The sequence below is a fragment of the Methylosinus sp. is20ea genome (genome assembly GCF_059718135.1).
Map to the genome: position 1 here is coordinate 766,060 of NZ_AP046088.1, position 16,596 is coordinate 782,655.

The 16,596-nt window shown below is 63.8% G+C and carries 17 protein-coding genes and 1 tRNA gene; 12 read left to right on the forward strand and 6 right to left on the reverse strand.

The window, feature by feature from the left end; genetic code table 11:
- The first annotated feature begins 147 nt into the window (after nt 1-147).
- The 4 genes from AC6IY7_RS03420 to AC6IY7_RS03435 all read left to right on the forward strand — a co-directional run bounded on the left by AC6IY7_RS03420 (nt 148) and on the right by AC6IY7_RS03435 (nt 4,465).
- Nucleotides 148-2,718, forward strand: a complete 2,571-nt coding sequence (locus AC6IY7_RS03420) for a hypothetical protein (protein ID WP_497781621.1) — start codon at nt 148-150, stop codon at nt 2,716-2,718.
- Between the two features lie 715 nt (nt 2,719-3,433).
- Nucleotides 3,434-3,553 (forward strand): hypothetical protein, encoded by a 120-nt coding sequence (locus AC6IY7_RS03425; RefSeq protein WP_497782770.1) that lies wholly within the window; start codon nt 3,434-3,436, stop codon nt 3,551-3,553.
- A 180-nt stretch (nt 3,554-3,733) separates the two neighbouring features.
- Entirely contained in the window at nt 3,734-4,036 is a 303-nt protein-coding gene (locus tag AC6IY7_RS03430; RefSeq protein ID WP_497781622.1) for a hypothetical protein, read from the forward strand.
- Nucleotides 4,037-4,126: 90 nt separating this feature from the next.
- Complete coding sequence (locus AC6IY7_RS03435; RefSeq protein WP_497781623.1) at nt 4,127-4,465, forward strand: hypothetical protein; 339 nt, start codon at nt 4,127-4,129, stop codon at nt 4,463-4,465.
- A 26-nt stretch (nt 4,466-4,491) separates the two neighbouring features.
- Here the strand turns inward: AC6IY7_RS03435 and AC6IY7_RS03440 are convergent, their stop codons facing one another.
- Nucleotides 4,492-4,821 carry a hypothetical protein gene (locus tag AC6IY7_RS03440; protein WP_497781624.1) on the reverse strand — a complete coding sequence of 110 codons (330 nt, stop codon included), beginning with the start codon at nt 4,819-4,821 and terminating at the stop codon, nt 4,492-4,494.
- 224 nt (nt 4,822-5,045) lie between these two features.
- Here AC6IY7_RS03440 and AC6IY7_RS03445 point away from each other — a divergent pair, with 224 nt between their 5' ends.
- Nucleotides 5,046-5,207, forward strand: coding sequence for a hypothetical protein (locus AC6IY7_RS03445; protein WP_497781625.1), 162 nt, complete (start codon nt 5,046-5,048; stop codon nt 5,205-5,207).
- A gap of 50 nt (nt 5,208-5,257) precedes the next feature.
- On the opposite strand, the gene AC6IY7_RS03450 is transcribed toward AC6IY7_RS03445, so the two are convergent.
- Nucleotides 5,258-6,736, reverse strand: coding sequence for a hypothetical protein (locus AC6IY7_RS03450; protein WP_497781626.1), 1,479 nt, complete (start codon nt 6,734-6,736; stop codon nt 5,258-5,260).
- A gap of 554 nt (nt 6,737-7,290) precedes the next feature.
- On the opposite strand from AC6IY7_RS03450, the gene AC6IY7_RS03455 reads away from it, so the two are divergent.
- Nucleotides 7,291-7,842: a hypothetical protein gene (locus AC6IY7_RS03455; protein WP_497781627.1), complete on the forward strand. Its 552-nt coding sequence runs from the start codon at nt 7,291-7,293 to the stop codon at nt 7,840-7,842.
- A 144-nt stretch (nt 7,843-7,986) separates the two neighbouring features.
- On the opposite strand, the gene AC6IY7_RS03460 is transcribed toward AC6IY7_RS03455, so the two are convergent.
- Nucleotides 7,987-8,076: transfer RNA gene (locus tag AC6IY7_RS03460), tRNA-Ser, on the reverse strand.
- Nucleotides 8,077-8,560: 484 nt separating this feature from the next.
- On the opposite strand from AC6IY7_RS03460, the gene AC6IY7_RS03465 reads away from it, so the two are divergent.
- From AC6IY7_RS03465 to AC6IY7_RS03485, 5 genes are all read left to right on the forward strand, one after another.
- Entirely contained in the window at nt 8,561-9,010 is a 450-nt protein-coding gene (locus AC6IY7_RS03465; protein ID WP_497781628.1) for a gamma-glutamylcyclotransferase family protein, read from the forward strand.
- Nucleotides 9,007-9,876, forward strand: a complete 870-nt coding sequence (panC, locus tag AC6IY7_RS03470) for a pantoate--beta-alanine ligase (protein ID WP_497781629.1) — start codon at nt 9,007-9,009, stop codon at nt 9,874-9,876. Before AC6IY7_RS03465 ends, panC begins: the two co-directional genes overlap by 4 nt.
- A complete protein-coding gene (locus AC6IY7_RS03475; protein WP_497781630.1) occupies nt 9,873-10,160 on the forward strand; it encodes an acylphosphatase in 288 nt (95 codons plus the stop codon). The genes panC and AC6IY7_RS03475 overlap by 4 nt, the downstream gene beginning before the upstream one ends.
- A gap of 3 nt (nt 10,161-10,163) precedes the next feature.
- Complete coding sequence (cysQ, locus tag AC6IY7_RS03480; RefSeq protein ID WP_497781631.1) at nt 10,164-10,988, forward strand: 3'(2'),5'-bisphosphate nucleotidase CysQ; 825 nt, start codon at nt 10,164-10,166, stop codon at nt 10,986-10,988.
- 118 nt (nt 10,989-11,106) lie between these two features.
- A complete protein-coding gene (locus AC6IY7_RS03485) occupies nt 11,107-11,724 on the forward strand; it encodes a DUF1134 domain-containing protein (protein WP_497781632.1) in 618 nt (205 codons plus the stop codon).
- A gap of 28 nt (nt 11,725-11,752) precedes the next feature.
- On the opposite strand, the gene AC6IY7_RS03490 is transcribed toward AC6IY7_RS03485, so the two are convergent.
- From AC6IY7_RS03490 to AC6IY7_RS03500, 3 genes are all read right to left on the reverse strand, one after another.
- On the reverse strand, nt 11,753-11,965 hold the full coding sequence (locus tag AC6IY7_RS03490) for a hypothetical protein (protein WP_497781633.1): 213 nt from the start codon (nt 11,963-11,965) through the stop codon (nt 11,753-11,755).
- Nucleotides 11,966-12,213: 248 nt separating this feature from the next.
- Entirely contained in the window at nt 12,214-12,768 is a 555-nt protein-coding gene (gene rsmD / locus AC6IY7_RS03495) for a 16S rRNA (guanine(966)-N(2))-methyltransferase RsmD (RefSeq protein WP_497781634.1), read from the reverse strand.
- Nucleotides 12,769-12,771: 3 nt separating this feature from the next.
- The gene (locus AC6IY7_RS03500) at nt 12,772-15,096 is read right to left on the reverse strand and encodes a pseudouridine synthase (RefSeq protein ID WP_497781635.1); all 2,325 of its coding nucleotides are present in this window, start codon (nt 15,094-15,096) and stop codon (nt 12,772-12,774) included.
- 182 nt (nt 15,097-15,278) lie between these two features.
- Between AC6IY7_RS03500 and AC6IY7_RS03505 the strand changes: the two genes are divergently transcribed.
- Entirely contained in the window at nt 15,279-16,580 is a 1,302-nt protein-coding gene (locus AC6IY7_RS03505; RefSeq protein WP_497781637.1) for a UDP-N-acetylglucosamine 1-carboxyvinyltransferase, read from the forward strand.
- Nucleotides 16,581-16,596 lie beyond the last annotated feature (16 nt).

Here is a 16,596-nt window from a genome sequence, read left to right on the forward strand (position 1 = left end):
AGGAAGCGGTAGATCGGTTTTTGGCGAACCGAACCTAATTCATGCCATCGCTTTATTGCGATGACAAATGAACTCAGATATTTTCTAAACACGCGATGGCGCAAGAGTGCCTGATGCGGGTTTCAAAACCCTCATGAGGCACGTCCTATGAAAAAGCGCTCTATAATCTCACTGCTGTCGTCTACCATCCTTGCTTCGGCTGCCATCGCTGGCGATGCGTGCGTCAACTCTAACTGCACGACGGACCGAGCTTGGACGTTCGTGCCGCAGCAAAAGTTCGACGCCGCGCCAATATTCGGAGCGCAGACCGGCTACATGAAAGCCAACGGTGCGTCAACGTCAACTGCATCGAACTCGATCCCTGCGGAGGATATATCTGGAATACTCGCCATTGCGAATGGTGGCACTGGCGCGTCCTCATTTGCTGCGAATAGTCCGCTCATCGGGAACGGAACCGGCGCGATCGGAGTTGGCACGCGCTCTGGCAATACGACGATCTTTGCGACTGCGAACGGTCCTTTGACGCCTGGGCGCTGCGCCACGATTGATGGTAGCGGGAATATAGCTCCAGATGCCGGACCATGCACCACCGGCGGTGGCGGCGGAACGGTAGGGGCTGGAACGGCAGGGCAGCTCTCTTATTACAACTCGACCGGAACGAACGTAATCGGAAATCCTAATCTGAACATCTCTGGCGGTGTCCTGACGCTCGGACAGGCTGGATCAGTCCAGGGCTCTATCCTCTTTGCGGGCTCCGCTGGCGGCGTGACGGCGCTTGCGGCTCCGGCGACGGGCGGAGGGACGCTGGCGCTGCCTTCTGGAAACGGAACCCTGGCGACAACGGCAAATATCGCGACCGCGCTTCCCTCTGCGACGACCTCGCAAATCTATATTGGCACTGGCGCAGCGGGCGCAGCCGCAGCCTCGTCGGCGATCCCGAATGGGGTGACAGCAACGACACAGCCGACGACCGATAATTCGACGAAGGTTTCCACCGATGCCTTCGTGCGCAATGTGGCCGGGGCTATCAGCGTCGCGGCATTTGGGTCGACTTGCGATGATGCGGCGTTGACAGCGGCCTCGTCTTCACAGCGGACTGTTGTCTTCACGAGCGGGACGGCATGCACAGTATCGAATGACTTGACGCTTTCGGGGGCGTTTCGCTGGATTGTCGAGCAAGGAGCGACAATCAATGTGGCGAGCACGAAGACGCTTACGTTCCCGAGCGAGGCGGAGATAGACGCGGGCCCGTATGCGATATTCACGGGCGCAGGCACGGTGCGCGGGCTGTCTTATCCATATGCAAATTGGTGGCCGAGGGGCGATTTCTCAGCGGCTTTGCAGGCCGCCGCGGACAGCGTTAAATATGCCGGTCCGTATCGCGCAGGTGCATATACCGACAGTGTCGCACGCTTCGGTGTGCGAGTTGCTTGCGGTCTATATATGCTGCAACGCCCCGTGAATTTCTATCCGATCACATGGGCTCCATTGGATACGGGTGGGTGTGCAGATTCGCTCGGAGGCGTGCGCTTTATTGCTTCTGAGACGTTTTCCGGCGGAAACGTGCTGTTCGAATTTCATGGGGCAACGTCGGCCGATCCAGGGGATATATCGGCATTTCTTCATGTGCATGACATGGAGTTCCAGAACAACAGTGGGGCCACCGTCGAAGGCGCGATAGGCATAGGCCAAACCACCGGGGAGGATTTTGTTTCCCAGGATTATAATCTATTCAATAACATCAAGACGTTCAACTTTACCAAGCCTCTCATCCATCGTGCTGGGCAGCGGTGGAAATTCGACCAAATCGGAACCTATTCAACTGTCGAGGGAAGCATGTGTTACTATGCCAAGCCGCATGACGTCGCCGGCTCTTTTGTCGGAGACGTTGAAGTCGGTATTTGGAATTGTGCGCCGTGCGAAGCCGGGCCCTTGGACGCGTGCCCCGGTTCGGAAACATTCCATATCGAAGCGTCAGTAGCCGGCACGGGCGTGGGAGCTTATAACCTGAATAGGCTCATGGATTATCACGCAATGAAGGGGATCAACATAACGATCTCTGGCGGAGCTGCGTCGTCAGACATATTCGTGCGTCGCGGATACCAGCACGACGGCGTCCCAAGTGCCGGACTGGTCGAGAACGGCCCCCACATCATTGGCCGCACTTACGGCGCTGGCAGCATCATTCAGAATGTGATTGTGGACTCTGGTTATCTTCGGGGCTCCGCATACACGCGAACAAACGCGGCTATCGATTTCGAAGCCGACGCTGCGTCTGCGGCCGGCAACGGCATCGACGGCATCGTAATTAGTGGCGCGCATTCGATGAATGACGCTACGACTGTTGTTAGATTTAAAAACGTGAACGGTGGCACGATCTCCGGCATGGAGATGCTGTCGAGCGGTAAGACAGGCTACAACGCGATAGAACTGATCGGATCAACGAGCAACGTGCTGGTCAACGGCGTGAACTCCGCATGGTGCACGAACCCATCTTTCATTTTCGACCATATCGTTCACATCGGCGACACTGCGCATGACAATACGATCGGCGTGATCGCTGCGCCTGGATGCGCAACCGGAACTGTCTTTTCGAATACGTCGAGTGGCACTGGAAACATCGTGCCACTCGACACGACAATCACAAGGCCAAAGAACGGTGGTGGCACCTGTTCTGAAACCATCAAGAATGGAATGGTCGTGGCGTCCAACTGCTGAGGATAACAAAAATGAGAGCAATCGCTATATGCGCTGCGACGGCGCTTAACATCCTACCGGCCAGCGCCGATGACACATGCGTCATCGTTCATATGCAGAGCACTGTGATCGAGCGTGATGCAAAAGGCCTTCGCCGACCGCGTGCGATCGATGAGACCTATCAGGAATGCACGCATCCCGACGGATCGAAATATTTGGTGCGGCGGCAGTAGTCCGCAAGGGTTGTATCGTGACCGCACATTAAAGGAGAAAGGGCGGCGTCTGCCGCCCGCTCTACACGCGCCCAACCATCTTCTGAATAATGCATGGGCGACTTCGCCCCAGACGTCAAAAGTCGCGGATCATTGCAAAACCAAATAGGCAACTCGGATGCGTGATGAATTCGCATTAGCGCTCGCGTGCATCATAGATGCGCTCGCGAGCTCGATCGATCCTTCGGGAGCAACACGACAGCGCGCCCGTGGCTCATTGCGGGATGGCTTACAGATCACAGATGCACTCGGCGTATCTGAGAACATCTGCCATCATCGGAGGATTTCTCCAAGCGCTAGACCGTGTCGACCAGCCCCAATATCTGAATGCCGTGGCTAAGAGATAAGGTGCGCCGTCGTGAGCAACCCCGAAAGATCGGAAAAAGCAGCGCGGAAAGCCGTTCCAGTAAGGCCAGAGCGGCAATCCGGCCGGCAAGCCAAAGGGCACGCGCTCCAAGGCGACCCTGCTCGCCGAAAAGCTCATGCAGGATGACGCAAAGGAGGTCGTCGAAGCGGTCCTGAAGGCGGCCAAGGGCGGCGATATGACGGCGGCGAGGATTATTTCGGCGTTCAAGATATGCTGAGGCGCGTGAAGCGACAAGTCGCCAAGGCTGACTTAGCGCTATTCTGCGAAAGGCTTTCGACCGATCCGCGCCAGTCGTTCGGGAATTTCACTCTTTCGTTTGAAGCGATCGTTCATTCGACGCTCGGAGCAGCGGACATGCGACGAGATAGGTTGTAAGGCTCTGGTCAAGCTCGGCAGAATGATGGTAGAAGAGCATAACGCCGTGCTCATGTCGCGGCGCGATGTTGCGATTTTTGCTTGGGGAATCCATATGAAGCGCATTTTCTTGTCGCTCGTCATGATCGCGTTCGCTGGCCCGGTCTTCGCCCAGAGCTATGGGACGGGATCGAACAGCCAAAGCCATTCGGTCAACGGCTACGTCAACAACAACGGCACATATGTTCCGCCACACCATCAGACGAATCCGAACGGCACCACGTCCGACAATTATGGGACGCTCGGGAACTACAATCCCTACACCGGAGCGACTGGACGGCGCTGAGTGGGCCGTGTCCGGGCGACAATCATTGGGCCGCGGCGGGGCATTACAGACCGCGACGATGAACGTGGGGCTTTGGCAAGCGGAGCGACAATGCGTCTGTTTCTCTTCATCTTATCGGCCTCATTTTGGTGGCTAGGCAGGGCCGAAGCGGCAGATGTGGCCGCCCTGAGTCGACTTTGCAAAAGCAGCCCATCCATTGCGAGGGCGATGATCGTATCGGCAGGTGAAGCCGCACGCTTTTATTCTCTTTTATTGACTGCGCCGATGAAGACAAAATACGGAATTTGCCTAACTGACGGAGCCGATGTAGATCGCATGGTCGCGATGGTATGTGATGGCGCTACGCGCGCTAAGGCCAGCGATGGAAACATGTCGGTAGGTCCTTTCATCGCTGCCGCACTCCAGAGAATATCGCCCTGTGAGCCTTGATGTGATCACGGCCAGCCGGCTTTCCTCTACTCCTCCTCGCCCCTCAGCAGTCGGCTCTTCTCCCGCGCGATCTGGTTGAACTGCCTCGCGGCCTCGCTCGCCACAGGCTCTCTGTCCTGCTTTGCTTTCAGTCGGGCCTCTTCCGGCGGGAACAGATATCGTTCCCTCACCATCTCCCAGGCTTCGTGCTCCCTGAAGCCCTGTTGCTCCAGTTCGTCCATTTCCTGATACGTCCGCTCGGCGGCGTCTTCCAGCGCCGCCTCCAGTGTCCCGGCCTTCGTCAGTTCCTTGAACCGTGTCGGCTGGAATTCCTTCCAGTGCTTTCTCGCCTGATTGATCCAGTTTTGAAGGTTCATTGGTCACACGAAATTATAGCGATCGAAATTTGACGCACGAAATAGCATCAGCTCAATTTCGTTTGCGGCTCGACGAGCTTACTACATCTACGGAGAACGGCAACTTGGCTGTGGCTGTCGGATTATGCGCGGAGCTATATCGGCGTTCGCAGTCTCGACGCCATGACATCCGCAACTTATAGTCGCGATTCCGGTCGCATGACGACCGCTTTCAGGAGTCGATTATGAAATCTGCCATTCTGAAATACCTGACACTCGCCATCGCCACGCTCGCCGTCTCTGCGGCGATCATCGACACCGCCGATGCGCGCGGTCGGAGCGGCAGTCATCGCTATGGCGGATACAACAGCCATGGGAAAGGAAGTCATTATTACGGCGGGCACTGAGCTTTGCCATCGTCGGGCGACGTGACACGAGCGTCGCCCGAACATACAATTCACTTTCGCCGCTTTATAAGCGCGAGGCATTCGTTCAGTGTATTCTCATCGCAGACATAAGCTATCGGCGTCGCGTTGCCTGGAAGCTTAAAACCATGCGCCTTCATGAAGAGTTGCGCTTTTTGCTGAGACTGGAAGAGGATAGTGGCTCTCGCCTCTAGTTCGTTTTCCCACTGCTTTTTCTTGAGGAAATCGTCGATCATGCGATCCAGCAATTTTGACACTCTTTGATAATCGTCATCCGACTGCGCTGCGACATAACGCGGGGTCGTCCCGTCAAGGCGGTCGTTCGGAATGTCGATCCAATTTTCGATACGGTCGCGAATAACGCTTGAGCGTCGAACAATAGTGTCGACTCGCCTTTCCGACGCAATCCGCGCCGCTTCTTCCGCAGTCCGCCGCTCCGCTTCCAACTGAGCGACATGCTCGACATACAGGGTGGAGAGCAGATCGCGCACTGGCAGGCCGAAATCCTGAGCGGGTGGCTTTGCTCGGCCTTCGAGCACGCGGAGTGTCTGACGAAGCCCTACCGCGAGTTCTCGCCATTCGCGCGCGCCCAAATCCGCCACGTCGCCGAATGACGGTCCTTCTTCGCCTCGCCTGGACAGCCAAGCCCCGTAGTCGAAGGCCCTGGCCTCGTGGGGCTCGGCGAGTTCGACGATTCTCGTCACGATTTCAGAAAGCTCATTGTGGCGCTGCTCTCTTGCCCGCCGCTCCTCTTCGGCCCGACGACGGTTGTGCTCAGCGACCTTGATTTGCGCGGAGTGTTCTCGCGAAAGGGTCCAGCGCCGCCCCTCGTCCTCGGCGATCCCTTGGCGCGCGAGGAAACGTAGAAAGTTCTGAACTGCGCCTTCAACGCCGAGCGGCAGTCCCGCTTCTCGAAGCATGTCATCGTCACGACATGTCGAGAGAAGCTTAGCGCTGATCCACTTCCTATGTCGGAACTCACGGGCAGCGCTGGACGGCGAGACGCCTTCCAAGAGCATCCTCATGACCTCGGCCTTCCATGCGGTCGGATGAACCGAGAAGAAGCCTTCGCCTTCCGTTGCTTCGTTTAGGATTTCTTCGCGCCCTGGTCCGGCCATGTCACTGATTTGGGAGACGGCGAGCGGTGTCGCTCTCAGCGCAGCCTCCCGTGACTTTGCGTATGTCCGACGCAATTGCTCGACCTGTCGCGCGCGCCGCTCTTTGACCTTCGCCTCATCGGCGGCAATCTCCGCCTCCAGCTCTTGTCTCAGCTCTTTCGTGCGCCGATTGTGAAGCCAGCGGCGAGGCGCGCAGTTCAAGATCGCATCATCGAGGGTGGCGAGGGGCACATCTCTTGGAAGCCCTGAAAGATCAATTTCGATCGCGGAAATATCGGCGGCGACGAGTTTTGCGATTTTCTCCGGGCCACAGCGATGTGTAACGAATATCTCCACGTGCATTCGATGATGGCCGAGGAAGAGTATCACATCAGGAATTGTCTCGCCATCCATTCTCTCCAACAGCGCAGAATCGAAGCTCCGGCTCTCTGCGCCTCTGAGCTTCTTCTGTCTTGATCCTATATTCGTTTCGACAGGAGGAAGAACGAGGCATCTTTTCTCGTTGAGCAATTGTTGCGCGTAGGCATGGAGCGCAGTCATCCGGCCATGAACGCAACTCGGCGCAACGCCTTTCGCTATTTCTTCGTCCGATAACGGAGCGTGAGCAAAATGATGCTGGACCTCCGGCCCCTTGTGAGCGACCAACTTTCGGCCGCAGCCGGGACAGGTGCAACCGCATGCGCTCCCACGCTCAGCGTCTGATATGTGAATGATTCTACCATCCCACCGCCGGCCAAAAGCGAGCCGCACACCATCGCCCGCGAAGGACGCGTGATTGTCATCTGATCTGGCCAGTAACGACGCAACCTGCATCCGAGGGGGTCCTTGTCGCGGCAGCGATGATTTGAGCGTCCCGAACATAGCGCCGACGAAGCGAGCGAGCTACGTTGTAGTCCTGGCCAATCGCAGTCGTGGTGGACTTGTCGTCGGAGGGCTTTCGCGGAATCATGCCTATTTTTCGTCATGGGATGGCAGAAGTCGAAATGCGCCCCTTCGTCGAGGAGGCGATTTCATCACTCGGCTTCGTCCGGCCAGAGTGCGCGGACTGGCTCGCGTCGGCGGTCGTCGAACACGCCAACCGAAATCATGGGCGTTCTATCCGCGAGAGTGGAACTCGCCTCTCAATCGAATCGCGCGTCGCCCTTCGCCTGCCAAGGTATGGCGACGGCCACCTGAGCGCTGAGGTTTGGGAGGCTCTGACGGAGATCGGCAGGCAGGAACCGGTGCGGAACTTCGACGACACCGTGTCGCGAGCGCTGACGAACGCTCGCAACGCCGTTCAGAAGATCGGTGATCTCCGCTTTTTGCGAAGGGGCTCCTTCGCTTGTGTGAAGATCGGACCAGCTCCTGGCATTGGCCTGTGCGTCGCCGGCACGGCGATGGTGGGACGCACGCTACCCGAGCCGCCCGATCTACCGTTCCCCGGTTGCGACCGGCGCTACTGTAGCTGCTCGTGGCGAATGGTGACGAAATGGGAGCTGGGACGGGGACGAGACTGATCGGCGCTTCGCCGATCAGGGAGGGCTGGAGGAACACCGACGCGTCATGCCTCAATGCGTCTCATCCAATCTCAAGCCGAAAGTGGGGCCTATAGTGGGGCCAATTTGAAAATAGCTCACAAACTATTGATTTTAAATAGCCATTGGCGGAAGGGGTGGGATTCGAACCCACGGTGAAGTTTCCCCCACGGCGGTTTTCAAGACCGCTGCCTTAAACCACTCGGCCACCCTTCCAAACCCGAGGAGCCAGCCCGGCGCCGCGCGCCGCCTGCCTATCGCTTCTCTCTCGCCGCACGTCAACAGGCGGTTGCCCCGCCCGTGGCCACGGGCTTTTGTTGTGACGCGTTTCCAACGCCGAACCGGCGTCCACTTCGGCTGGAAACGCTCTAGCGGAACCACACATAGACGATCGCAACCGCCAGAGCGAGGACGAGACCGATTACCGCGTTACGAAGAAAGCCCCCTTCGAATTCCTCCATCCCCGCCCCTCTTTCCGGCCGTCGCGTCGATTCGACGCATTTCTAAAACTGCATTCAACGCTGAGAATAACCCAGGTGAGCGGTTGATTCCCAGGGGCCGCTCTCACTCGGGAGCCCGGCGAAGGCCGGGCTCTTTTGTTTTCGCGAGACTTCGGCGCGAGACTTCGGCGCGAGCGCGCCGGCGCCTCGCTCGCCGCGGCGCGATGCGCTAAGCTTCGCCCGCATCTCGGGAAGACCTCATGCCACTCTATTTCGCCTATGGCGCCAATATGGACGTCGCCACAATGGCCGTCCGCTGCCCCAAGTCGCGACCGCTCGGCCTCGGCCGGCTCGCCCGCTATCGCTTCGCCATCATGGAGACCGGCTTCGCCACAGTCGTCCCGGACGCGCGCGCGCAAGTCCATGGCGTGCTCTACGATCTCGCCGTGGCGGATGTTGCGGCCCTCGACCGTTACGAGGAGGTGGGGCGTGGGCTCTACCGCAAGATCGTGCAGCCCGTGCTACGCGCGCCCGTGGGATCGGCGCGCGCGCTCGTCTATGTCGGAACCGCGCCGCGCCCGGGCGCCCCGGCGCCGGGCTATGTCGAGAACATCGTCGCCTCGGCGCGCGCGCTCGGCCTGGCGGCGGCCTATATCGCCTTTCTGGAGAGCTTCGCGCCCTCCGCGCAGCAGAGGATGAGCCGAAGATGAGCGCCTTCCCCGTTCCGACCGTCCATACGCTCGCCGAATTGCGCGAGCGCGTCGCGCAATGGCGCGCGCGCGGCGAGCGCGTCGGCTTCGTTCCCACCATGGGCGCGCTGCACGAGGGCCATCTCTCGCTGGTCGAGGAGGCGCGCCGGCGCGCCCGCCGCATTCTGGTCTCGGTCTTCGTCAATCCCACGCAATTTTCCGCGGGCGAGGACTTCGAGCGCTATCCGCGCACGCTCGCGGCCGATGTCGAGACGCTCGCCCGCGTCGACGCCGATCTCTGCTACGCGCCGGCGGTGGGGGAAATCTATCCGCCGGGCTTCGCCACCTCCGTCTCCGTGAGCGGACCGGCCGTCGCCGATCTCGAGGATCGTTTCCGGCCGACGCATTTTGCCGGCGTCGCGCTCGTCGTCGCCAAGCTGCTCAATCAGGCCGATTGCGACGTCGCCGTCTTCGGCGAGAAGGACTATCAGCAATTGCTGGTCATTCGCCGCCTGGCGCGCGATCTCGATCTGCGCGCCGAGATCGTCGGCGCGCCGACGCTGCGCGAGCACGACGGCCTCGCAATGTCCTCGCGCAATATCTATCTCGCCAAGGAGGAGCGGCTGGTCGCCCCCGCGCTCTATCGCGCGCTGCGGGAGGCGGCGCGCCGCATCGGCGAGGGCGAGCCGATCGGCCATGTGATGGGCGAGGCGCGCGAGCAGATCGTGACGAAGGGCTTCCTCATCGATTATCTCGAGGCGCGCCACGCCGAGACTCTGGCGCGCGTCGCCCGCCGCCAGGACGGGCCGATCCGCCTGCTGGTCGCAGCAAAGCTCGGCGCGACGCGGCTCATCGACAATGTCGCCGTCGAGGCGGCGCCGCAATGAGCGCGGAGCGCCTCATTGTCCGCATCACCGTGCGCGGACGCGTGCAGGGCGTCGGCTTTCGCGCCTTTGTCGCGCGCCAGGCCGGGGTTCTCGCGCTCGCCGGCTGGGCGCGCAATTGCGACGATGGCGCGGTGGAGATCGTCGCCGCCGGGCCGCGCGGCGCGCTCGACGCGCTGGTGGAAGCCGCGCGGCGCGGGCCGGCCTTCGCGCGCGTCGACGATCTTCGCCGCGAGGAGACGAGCGAGGCCGCTCTCGTCGAGCGGCGCGGCGATGTGGAGTTCTGACCCATGCCGCTCCGCAGCGATGAGGATTTCGACGCACTCGCCGCGGCCTTCGCCGATCTGACGACGCGCGCCGGCGCGATCGCCATGGCGGTTCTCGCCTCCCCTGCCATCGACGCGCGCGCGAAAAAAGACGCGAGCCCGGTCTGCGAGGCGGATGAGAAGATCGAGGCCTTTCTCACGCCGCGACTCGCCGAGCTGATGCCGGGCGTCCCCATCGTCGCGGAGGAGGCCGCCGCCGCGGGCGCCGATTTCGCCCGCGCCGAGACCTTCCTGCTCGTCGATCCGCTCGACGGCACGCGCGAGTTTCTGGCGCGCAGCGGCGAGTTCACCATCAATATCGGCCTCATCGTCGCAGGGGCGCCGCGCGCCGGCGCGGTCTACGCCCCGGCGCTCGGGCAATTATGGTTCGCCGGCGCGCGCGCCTTCGCCGCCGATGCGGAGCCCGGCCAGCCGGCGCCGCCACGCCGAGCCTGGCGCCCCTTGCGCGTGCGCGCGCTTCCTGCCGAAGGGCCGACGGCGCTGGTCAGCCGCTCCCATCTCGATGCGGCGACAAAGGCCTTTCTGCAAACGCATCGCGTCGCCGCCACGCGCGACATCGGCTCCTCGATCAAATTCTGCCGTCTGGCGGAGGGCGCCGCCGATCTCTATCCGCGCTTCGGCCCGACGATGGAATGGGACACGGCGGCCGGCGACGCCGTGCTGCGCGCCGCCGGCGGCGGCGTCGTCGACCCTTCGGGCCGCCCGCTCGTCTATGGCAAGGCGGGCGAGGCCTATCGCAACGGAGCATTCATCGCCTTCGGCGATCCCGCCGCCGCAAGACTTTATTAAGGTCACGGCGAGATTCTCGCTTCCGTGCAGAGGCGCCGCGCAGGCGCCACAGGCGCGACACGATCGCAGCGAAACTTCAGCGACGTGATTCGCATCCGCCGCAACGGAGACTATCGTCATGCGCGCCGCCCATTCGATTCCAAGGCCGACACTCGCGACCCGCAGAGAGATGCTCGCTCTCGCCACGGCGGCCGCGCTGTCGCCGCTCGCGCCGGCGCGCGCCGCCTATGGCGAACGGCCGGAGCAAAGGCTCGAGCCGATGTCCGGCGATGAGGTGGTGCGCAGCGGCCATCGCTTCTTCGGCGCGATCGCGCGCGATCTCGCGCAGGGCGTCGAGCAATTGGCGCGGCGCTGGGGCCGACCCAACGCCTATGTGCTCGGCCAGGAGGGATCGGGCGCCTTCGTCGGCGGCCTGCGCTATGGCGAAGGCGTCATGTATACGCGCAACGCCGGCCAGCGGCGCGTCTATTGGCAGGGCCCCTCGCTCGGCTTCGACGCCGGCGCCGACGGCGACCGCACCATGATGCTCATCTATAATCTGCCCTCGGTCGACGCCATCTACACGCGCTTCGGCGGCGTCGCCGGCTCGGCCTATCTCGTCGGCGGATTGGGCTTCACCGAGCTCACCGCCGACGGCGTCGTCATCGCGCCCATTCGCGCCGGGCTCGGCGCGCGCCTCGGCCTCAATCTCGGCTATCTGAAATTCACGCCCGAAGCGACCTGGAATCCGTTCTGACCGGAATCCATTCTGATCAGAGGCCGCATCAGGACTTCATCTGCAGAGCCGTATAGCTCGACGTCAGCAGACTCCCGAGCATAGAGGTCATGGACTTCGGGAAAAAGGCGAGCGCAAAACCGAGCTTCTGCGCGCCGATCGCATTGGAGATATAGGCGTTCACCTTGGTGTTGTAGGCGGCGACGCCGCTCCCGCTCACCACGGAGACGACGCTCGGCCGCGAGGCGAATTGACAAGCCATCAGCGCCGTCTCGAATAATTTCTGCCGCGCCTGATAAGCCGCATGAGGTCGACGCTGCCAGCGACGCCGGTCAATATCGCGAAGCCGACGAGGCCGAACAAAATCGCCACCTGCCCGGCGTCATCGCGAAAGAACGCCCGCGCGAATCTGCTGCGCTCTCCCTTCGCCTCCATAGGCGTCCTCGACGCCGCCCTGCTCATGCGACGAAAAGATGTCTCGACGCTTCTTTCGAAAAAGCCTGAGTTTTTTTATGAACGCCGCGCGATGACGATCTGCGTGTCGCCATAGCGGCGGCGCTCCGCCTCGACGATTCCCTCGGGCAGGGAGAGCGGCGCGTCCACCGCCTCTTCGACAACGATCAGCGCGCCCCCGGCGAGCCAGCCGCCATCGACGAGCGAGCGAAGCGCGCGTGAGGCGAGATCGCGCCCATAGGGCGGATCGAGCAGAGCGAGGGTGAATAACTCGCCCGGCGGCGCGAGGCCGAGCTTGGTCGCGTCGCGGCGAAAGACGCGCGTCACGCCGCCGACGCCGAGCGCCTCGACATTGGCGCGCAGCAGCGCGCGCGCCTCCGCACCTTCGTCGATGAAAAGGATTTTCCCGGCGCCGCGCGACAGCGCCTCGAGGCCGAGCGCTCCCGTGCCGGCGAAGAGATCGACGATGCGCGCGCCCGGAACCGGATCGTCATAGGCATGGGCGAGAATGTCGAATATCGACTCGCGCAGGCGATCCGAAGTGGGACGGATCGCCTGCGATTGCGGCGCCTTCAGCGCGCGGCCGCGAAAGGCGCCGGCGACGATGCGCATGGCTCAGCGCGGCTTGCGCGGCGCGCCGCCGCCCGGCTTGCGCGCGCCTTTGCCCGCGCCGCCGGCTCCGCTACGCGGTTTGTCGCCGCCGCGCGGCGGCCCGCGACGCGGCGGGCGAGCGTCTCCATCCTTGCGCGGCGGGCGCGAATCCGCCCCCTCGCGGCGCGGCGGACGCCCCTCGCCCTCACGGCGCGGAGCACGCTCGCGGCGCGGCCCTTCGGCGGCGGCGGCGCTCGCCCCGCGACGCTCGCCACGATCGAAACGCTCCTTGCCCGCGCCGGCGCGCGGACGCGAATCCGCGCCCTCGCGACGCGGCGGACGCCCCTCGCCCTCTCGGCGCGGAGCCCGCTCGCGGCGCGGCCCTTCGGCGCTGAAGCTCGCACCGCTGCGCTCGCCGCGATCGAAGCGCTCCTTGCCCGCGCCGCTGCGCGGACGAGAATCCGTTCCCTCGCGACGCGGCGGACGCCCCTCGCCCTCACGACGCGGAGCACGCTCGCGCCGCGGCCCTTCGGCGCCAAAGCTCGCTCCACGACGCTCGCCACGATCGAAACGCTCCTTGCCCGCGCCGGCGCGCGGACGCGAATCCGCCCCTTCGCGACGCGGCGGACGCCCCTCGCCCTCTCGGCGCGGAGCCCGCTCGCGACGCGGCCCTTCGGCGCTGAAGCTCGCCCCGCTACGCTCGCCGCGATCGAAGCGCTCCTTGCCCGCGCCGGCGCGTGGACGCGAATCCGCCCCATCGCGGCGCGGCGGACGCCCCTCGCCCTCACGGTGCGGCGCGCGCTCGCGACGCGGCCCTTCGCTGGCGCCAAAGCTCGCTCCACGACGCTCGCCGCGATCGAAACGCTCCTTGCCCGCGCTAGCGCGCGGACGCGACTCCGCCCCCTCACGACGCGGCGGACGCCCCTCGCCTTCGCGACGCGGAGGACGTCCCTCCCCGTCCCGGCGCGGCGGACGCGATGTCCTTTCCGAGCGGCCCTGCTCCGCCCCGCCTTCGGGCGCGCGGGCGCGCCGCTCGGTCGGCCGGCCTTCGCCCGCCTCGAAGCGGTTCGGCCGTCTCTCGCGCTCGCCTCCGAAGGAGCTCGCCTCATCGTCGCGTCGCGGGCGGCGCTCCGGCGTGAAGCGGCGCCGGCTGGGCGCCTCCCCGCTCTCGGCGCGTGGCGGCGGACGACGCTCGCCCGTAAAACCCGCCTCGCCCTCGTTGCGCTCGGCGCGGAAGCGGCGGGCGTTGCGCGTCGTCGCCGGCTCCTCGGCGCGGCGCACCGGCACGATCTTCTCCACCGGCACGGCGCGGCCCTTGCGGTCGCTGGTCGCAGCGCGCTCGATGCGCGCGCGCGGGCCCTTGCCGCGGGTCTCCTCGCGCTCGGCGCGCAGCGTGTCGACATGCTTGCGCGAGCGCGTCTTGGCGCGCTGGCGCGCCTCCTCGGCCGCCACATGCGGCGGCTCGTCGGTCTCGCGCCGCGGCGAGGAGAAATCCACGCCAGCGAGATCGGCCAGCCCCTTGCCGAGCTGCTCGCGCAAGGTCTTCAGCTTCACCTCCTCGACGACGCCCTCCGCGAGCTCGCCGAGCTGGAAGGGGCCGAAGGAGATGCGGATCAGCCGATTGACGTCGAGCCCCAAATGCTCGAGCACGCGCTTGATCTCGCGATTCTTACCCTCGCGCAGCGTCATGGAGATCCAGACATTGGCCCCCTGCACGCGGTCGAGCCTGGCGTCGATCGGCGCATAATCGACATCGTCGACGGTGACGCCCTTCTTCAATTCGTCGAGCTGCGCCTGATCGACGTCGCCATGGGCGCGCACGCGGTAGCGCCTCGTCCAGCCCGTCGCCGGAAGCTCGAGCGTGCGCGCGAGGCCGCCGTCATTGGTGAGCAGCAGCAGGCCTTCGGTATTGATGTCGAGCCGCCCGACGCTCACCAAGCGCGGCAGATCGGGAAAGCGCTCCTCGAGGAAACCGAAGACGGTCTCCCGCCCCTCCGGGTCCTTGGCGCTGGTGACGAGTCCGGCGGGCTTGTGGAACAGAAACAGCCGCGTCGGCTCGCGCTCGGCGAGCGGCTGGCCGTCCACCTCTATGCGGTCGCCCTCCTGCACATTGAAGGCCGGGCTGTCCAGCAAGCGTCCATTGACGGAGACGCGCCTTTCCGCGACCCAGATCTCGGCGTCGCGGCGCGAGCAGGCGCCGGCGCGCGCCATGACCTTGGCGATGCGCTCGCCCTCGAAGGCGCTGGCGGCCGAATCGTCGGGCGCGGGCTTCACCGGAGCGCGGCGACGCGGCGGCTGGTCGCCGCCGTCCTTACGGCGGGCGGGTCTTTCTGGCTTTTTGTCGGTCATCACGCCCTGATAGCAGGTCGCGGGGCGGAAGAGAAAGGCGCTGTGGCCGCTTTTTCACTCGTCATTCGCCATGAATCCGAGTTATGGCCTCAAATCCCCTAGGGACCTGCGCCCCCGCCCCGCGAAAGGCGGCCGGCCTCCCCTATTTCGGCGCATAGAGGCAACAGACGTCTGGAGGCGGTATGGCTCATCTGATCGTGCATGGCGGACGTCCGCTCAGCGGCAGGATCATCCCTTCCGCGAATAAGAACGCCGTGCTGCCCATTCTGTGCGCCACGCTGCTGACCAGCCGCCCGCTGCGCATCCATGGCGTGCCGGAGATCACCGACGTCAAGAAGATCCTCGAATTGTTCCGCACGCTCGGCAGCGATGTGCGGATGGATTTTGCGACCGGCCTGCTCGAGCTGCGCCATGAGGAGACGCGCTTCGATCCGTCCATCCATCGCCTGCCGGCGGAGATGCGCTCGTCCATCATGCTGGCGCCGCCGCTGCTCGCCCGCTTCGGCGTCGCGCGCATAGAGGATGATGTGAAGGGCTGCACGCTCGGCGCGCGCGAGATCGACCCGCATATCGAGGTGCTGAAATCCTTCGGCGCGACGATCGAGCGCAGCGAGGATTCGCTCGTCATCCGCTCCGACGGCCCGCTGCGCGCGACGCGGCACTGGCTCGACTACGCCTCCGTCACCACGACGGAGAATTTCGTGCTCTGCGCGGCGCTCGCCACCGGCCAGTCGAAGCTCACCAACGCCGCCTCCGAGCCGCATGTGCAGGAGTTCTGCGCCTTCATGCAGACGCTCGGCGCGCGCATCTCCGGAATCGGCACATCGCAGCTCACGCTGGACGGCGTCGACTCCCTCTCGGGCGGCGAGTTTCATCTGACCGAAGACTTCCACGAGGTCGCGACCTTTCTCGCGCTCGGCGCGATCACCGGCGGCGGGGTCGAGGTGAAGAATTCCGCGCCGGATCAGTTTCCGCTGATCGATCGCACTTTCGCGAAATTCGGCGTGCATGTCGTCCATGAGGACGGCTGGTCCAAGACCAAAGCCAATGGCCCGCTGAAAGTCGCCGAGCCCTTCACCCGCAATGTGCTGCAGAAGGTGGAGGCGGCGCCTTGGCCCTATCTGCCGGTCGATCTTCTGCCGATCTTCATCGCGCTCGGCGTCAAGGCCGAGGGCAGCGTGATGTTCTGGAACAAGGTCTATGACGGCGCGCTGGGCTGGACGGGCGAGCTCTCCAAATTCGGCGCGCATGTGTTCTTGTCGGACCCGCATCGGCTCATCGCCTTCGGCGGCAAGCCTCTGGTCCCGGCGCAGGTGGAGAGCCCCTATATCATCCGCGTCGCCATCGCTCTGCTGATGCTGGCGGCGAGCATCGAAGGGCGCTCGGTGATTCATAACGCGACGCCGATCAAGCGCGCGCATCCGCGCTTCGTCGAGAATCTGCGCATGCTCGGCGCGGAGGTGGAATGGACCGGCGGGGATTGAGGCGGGCTCGCCCATC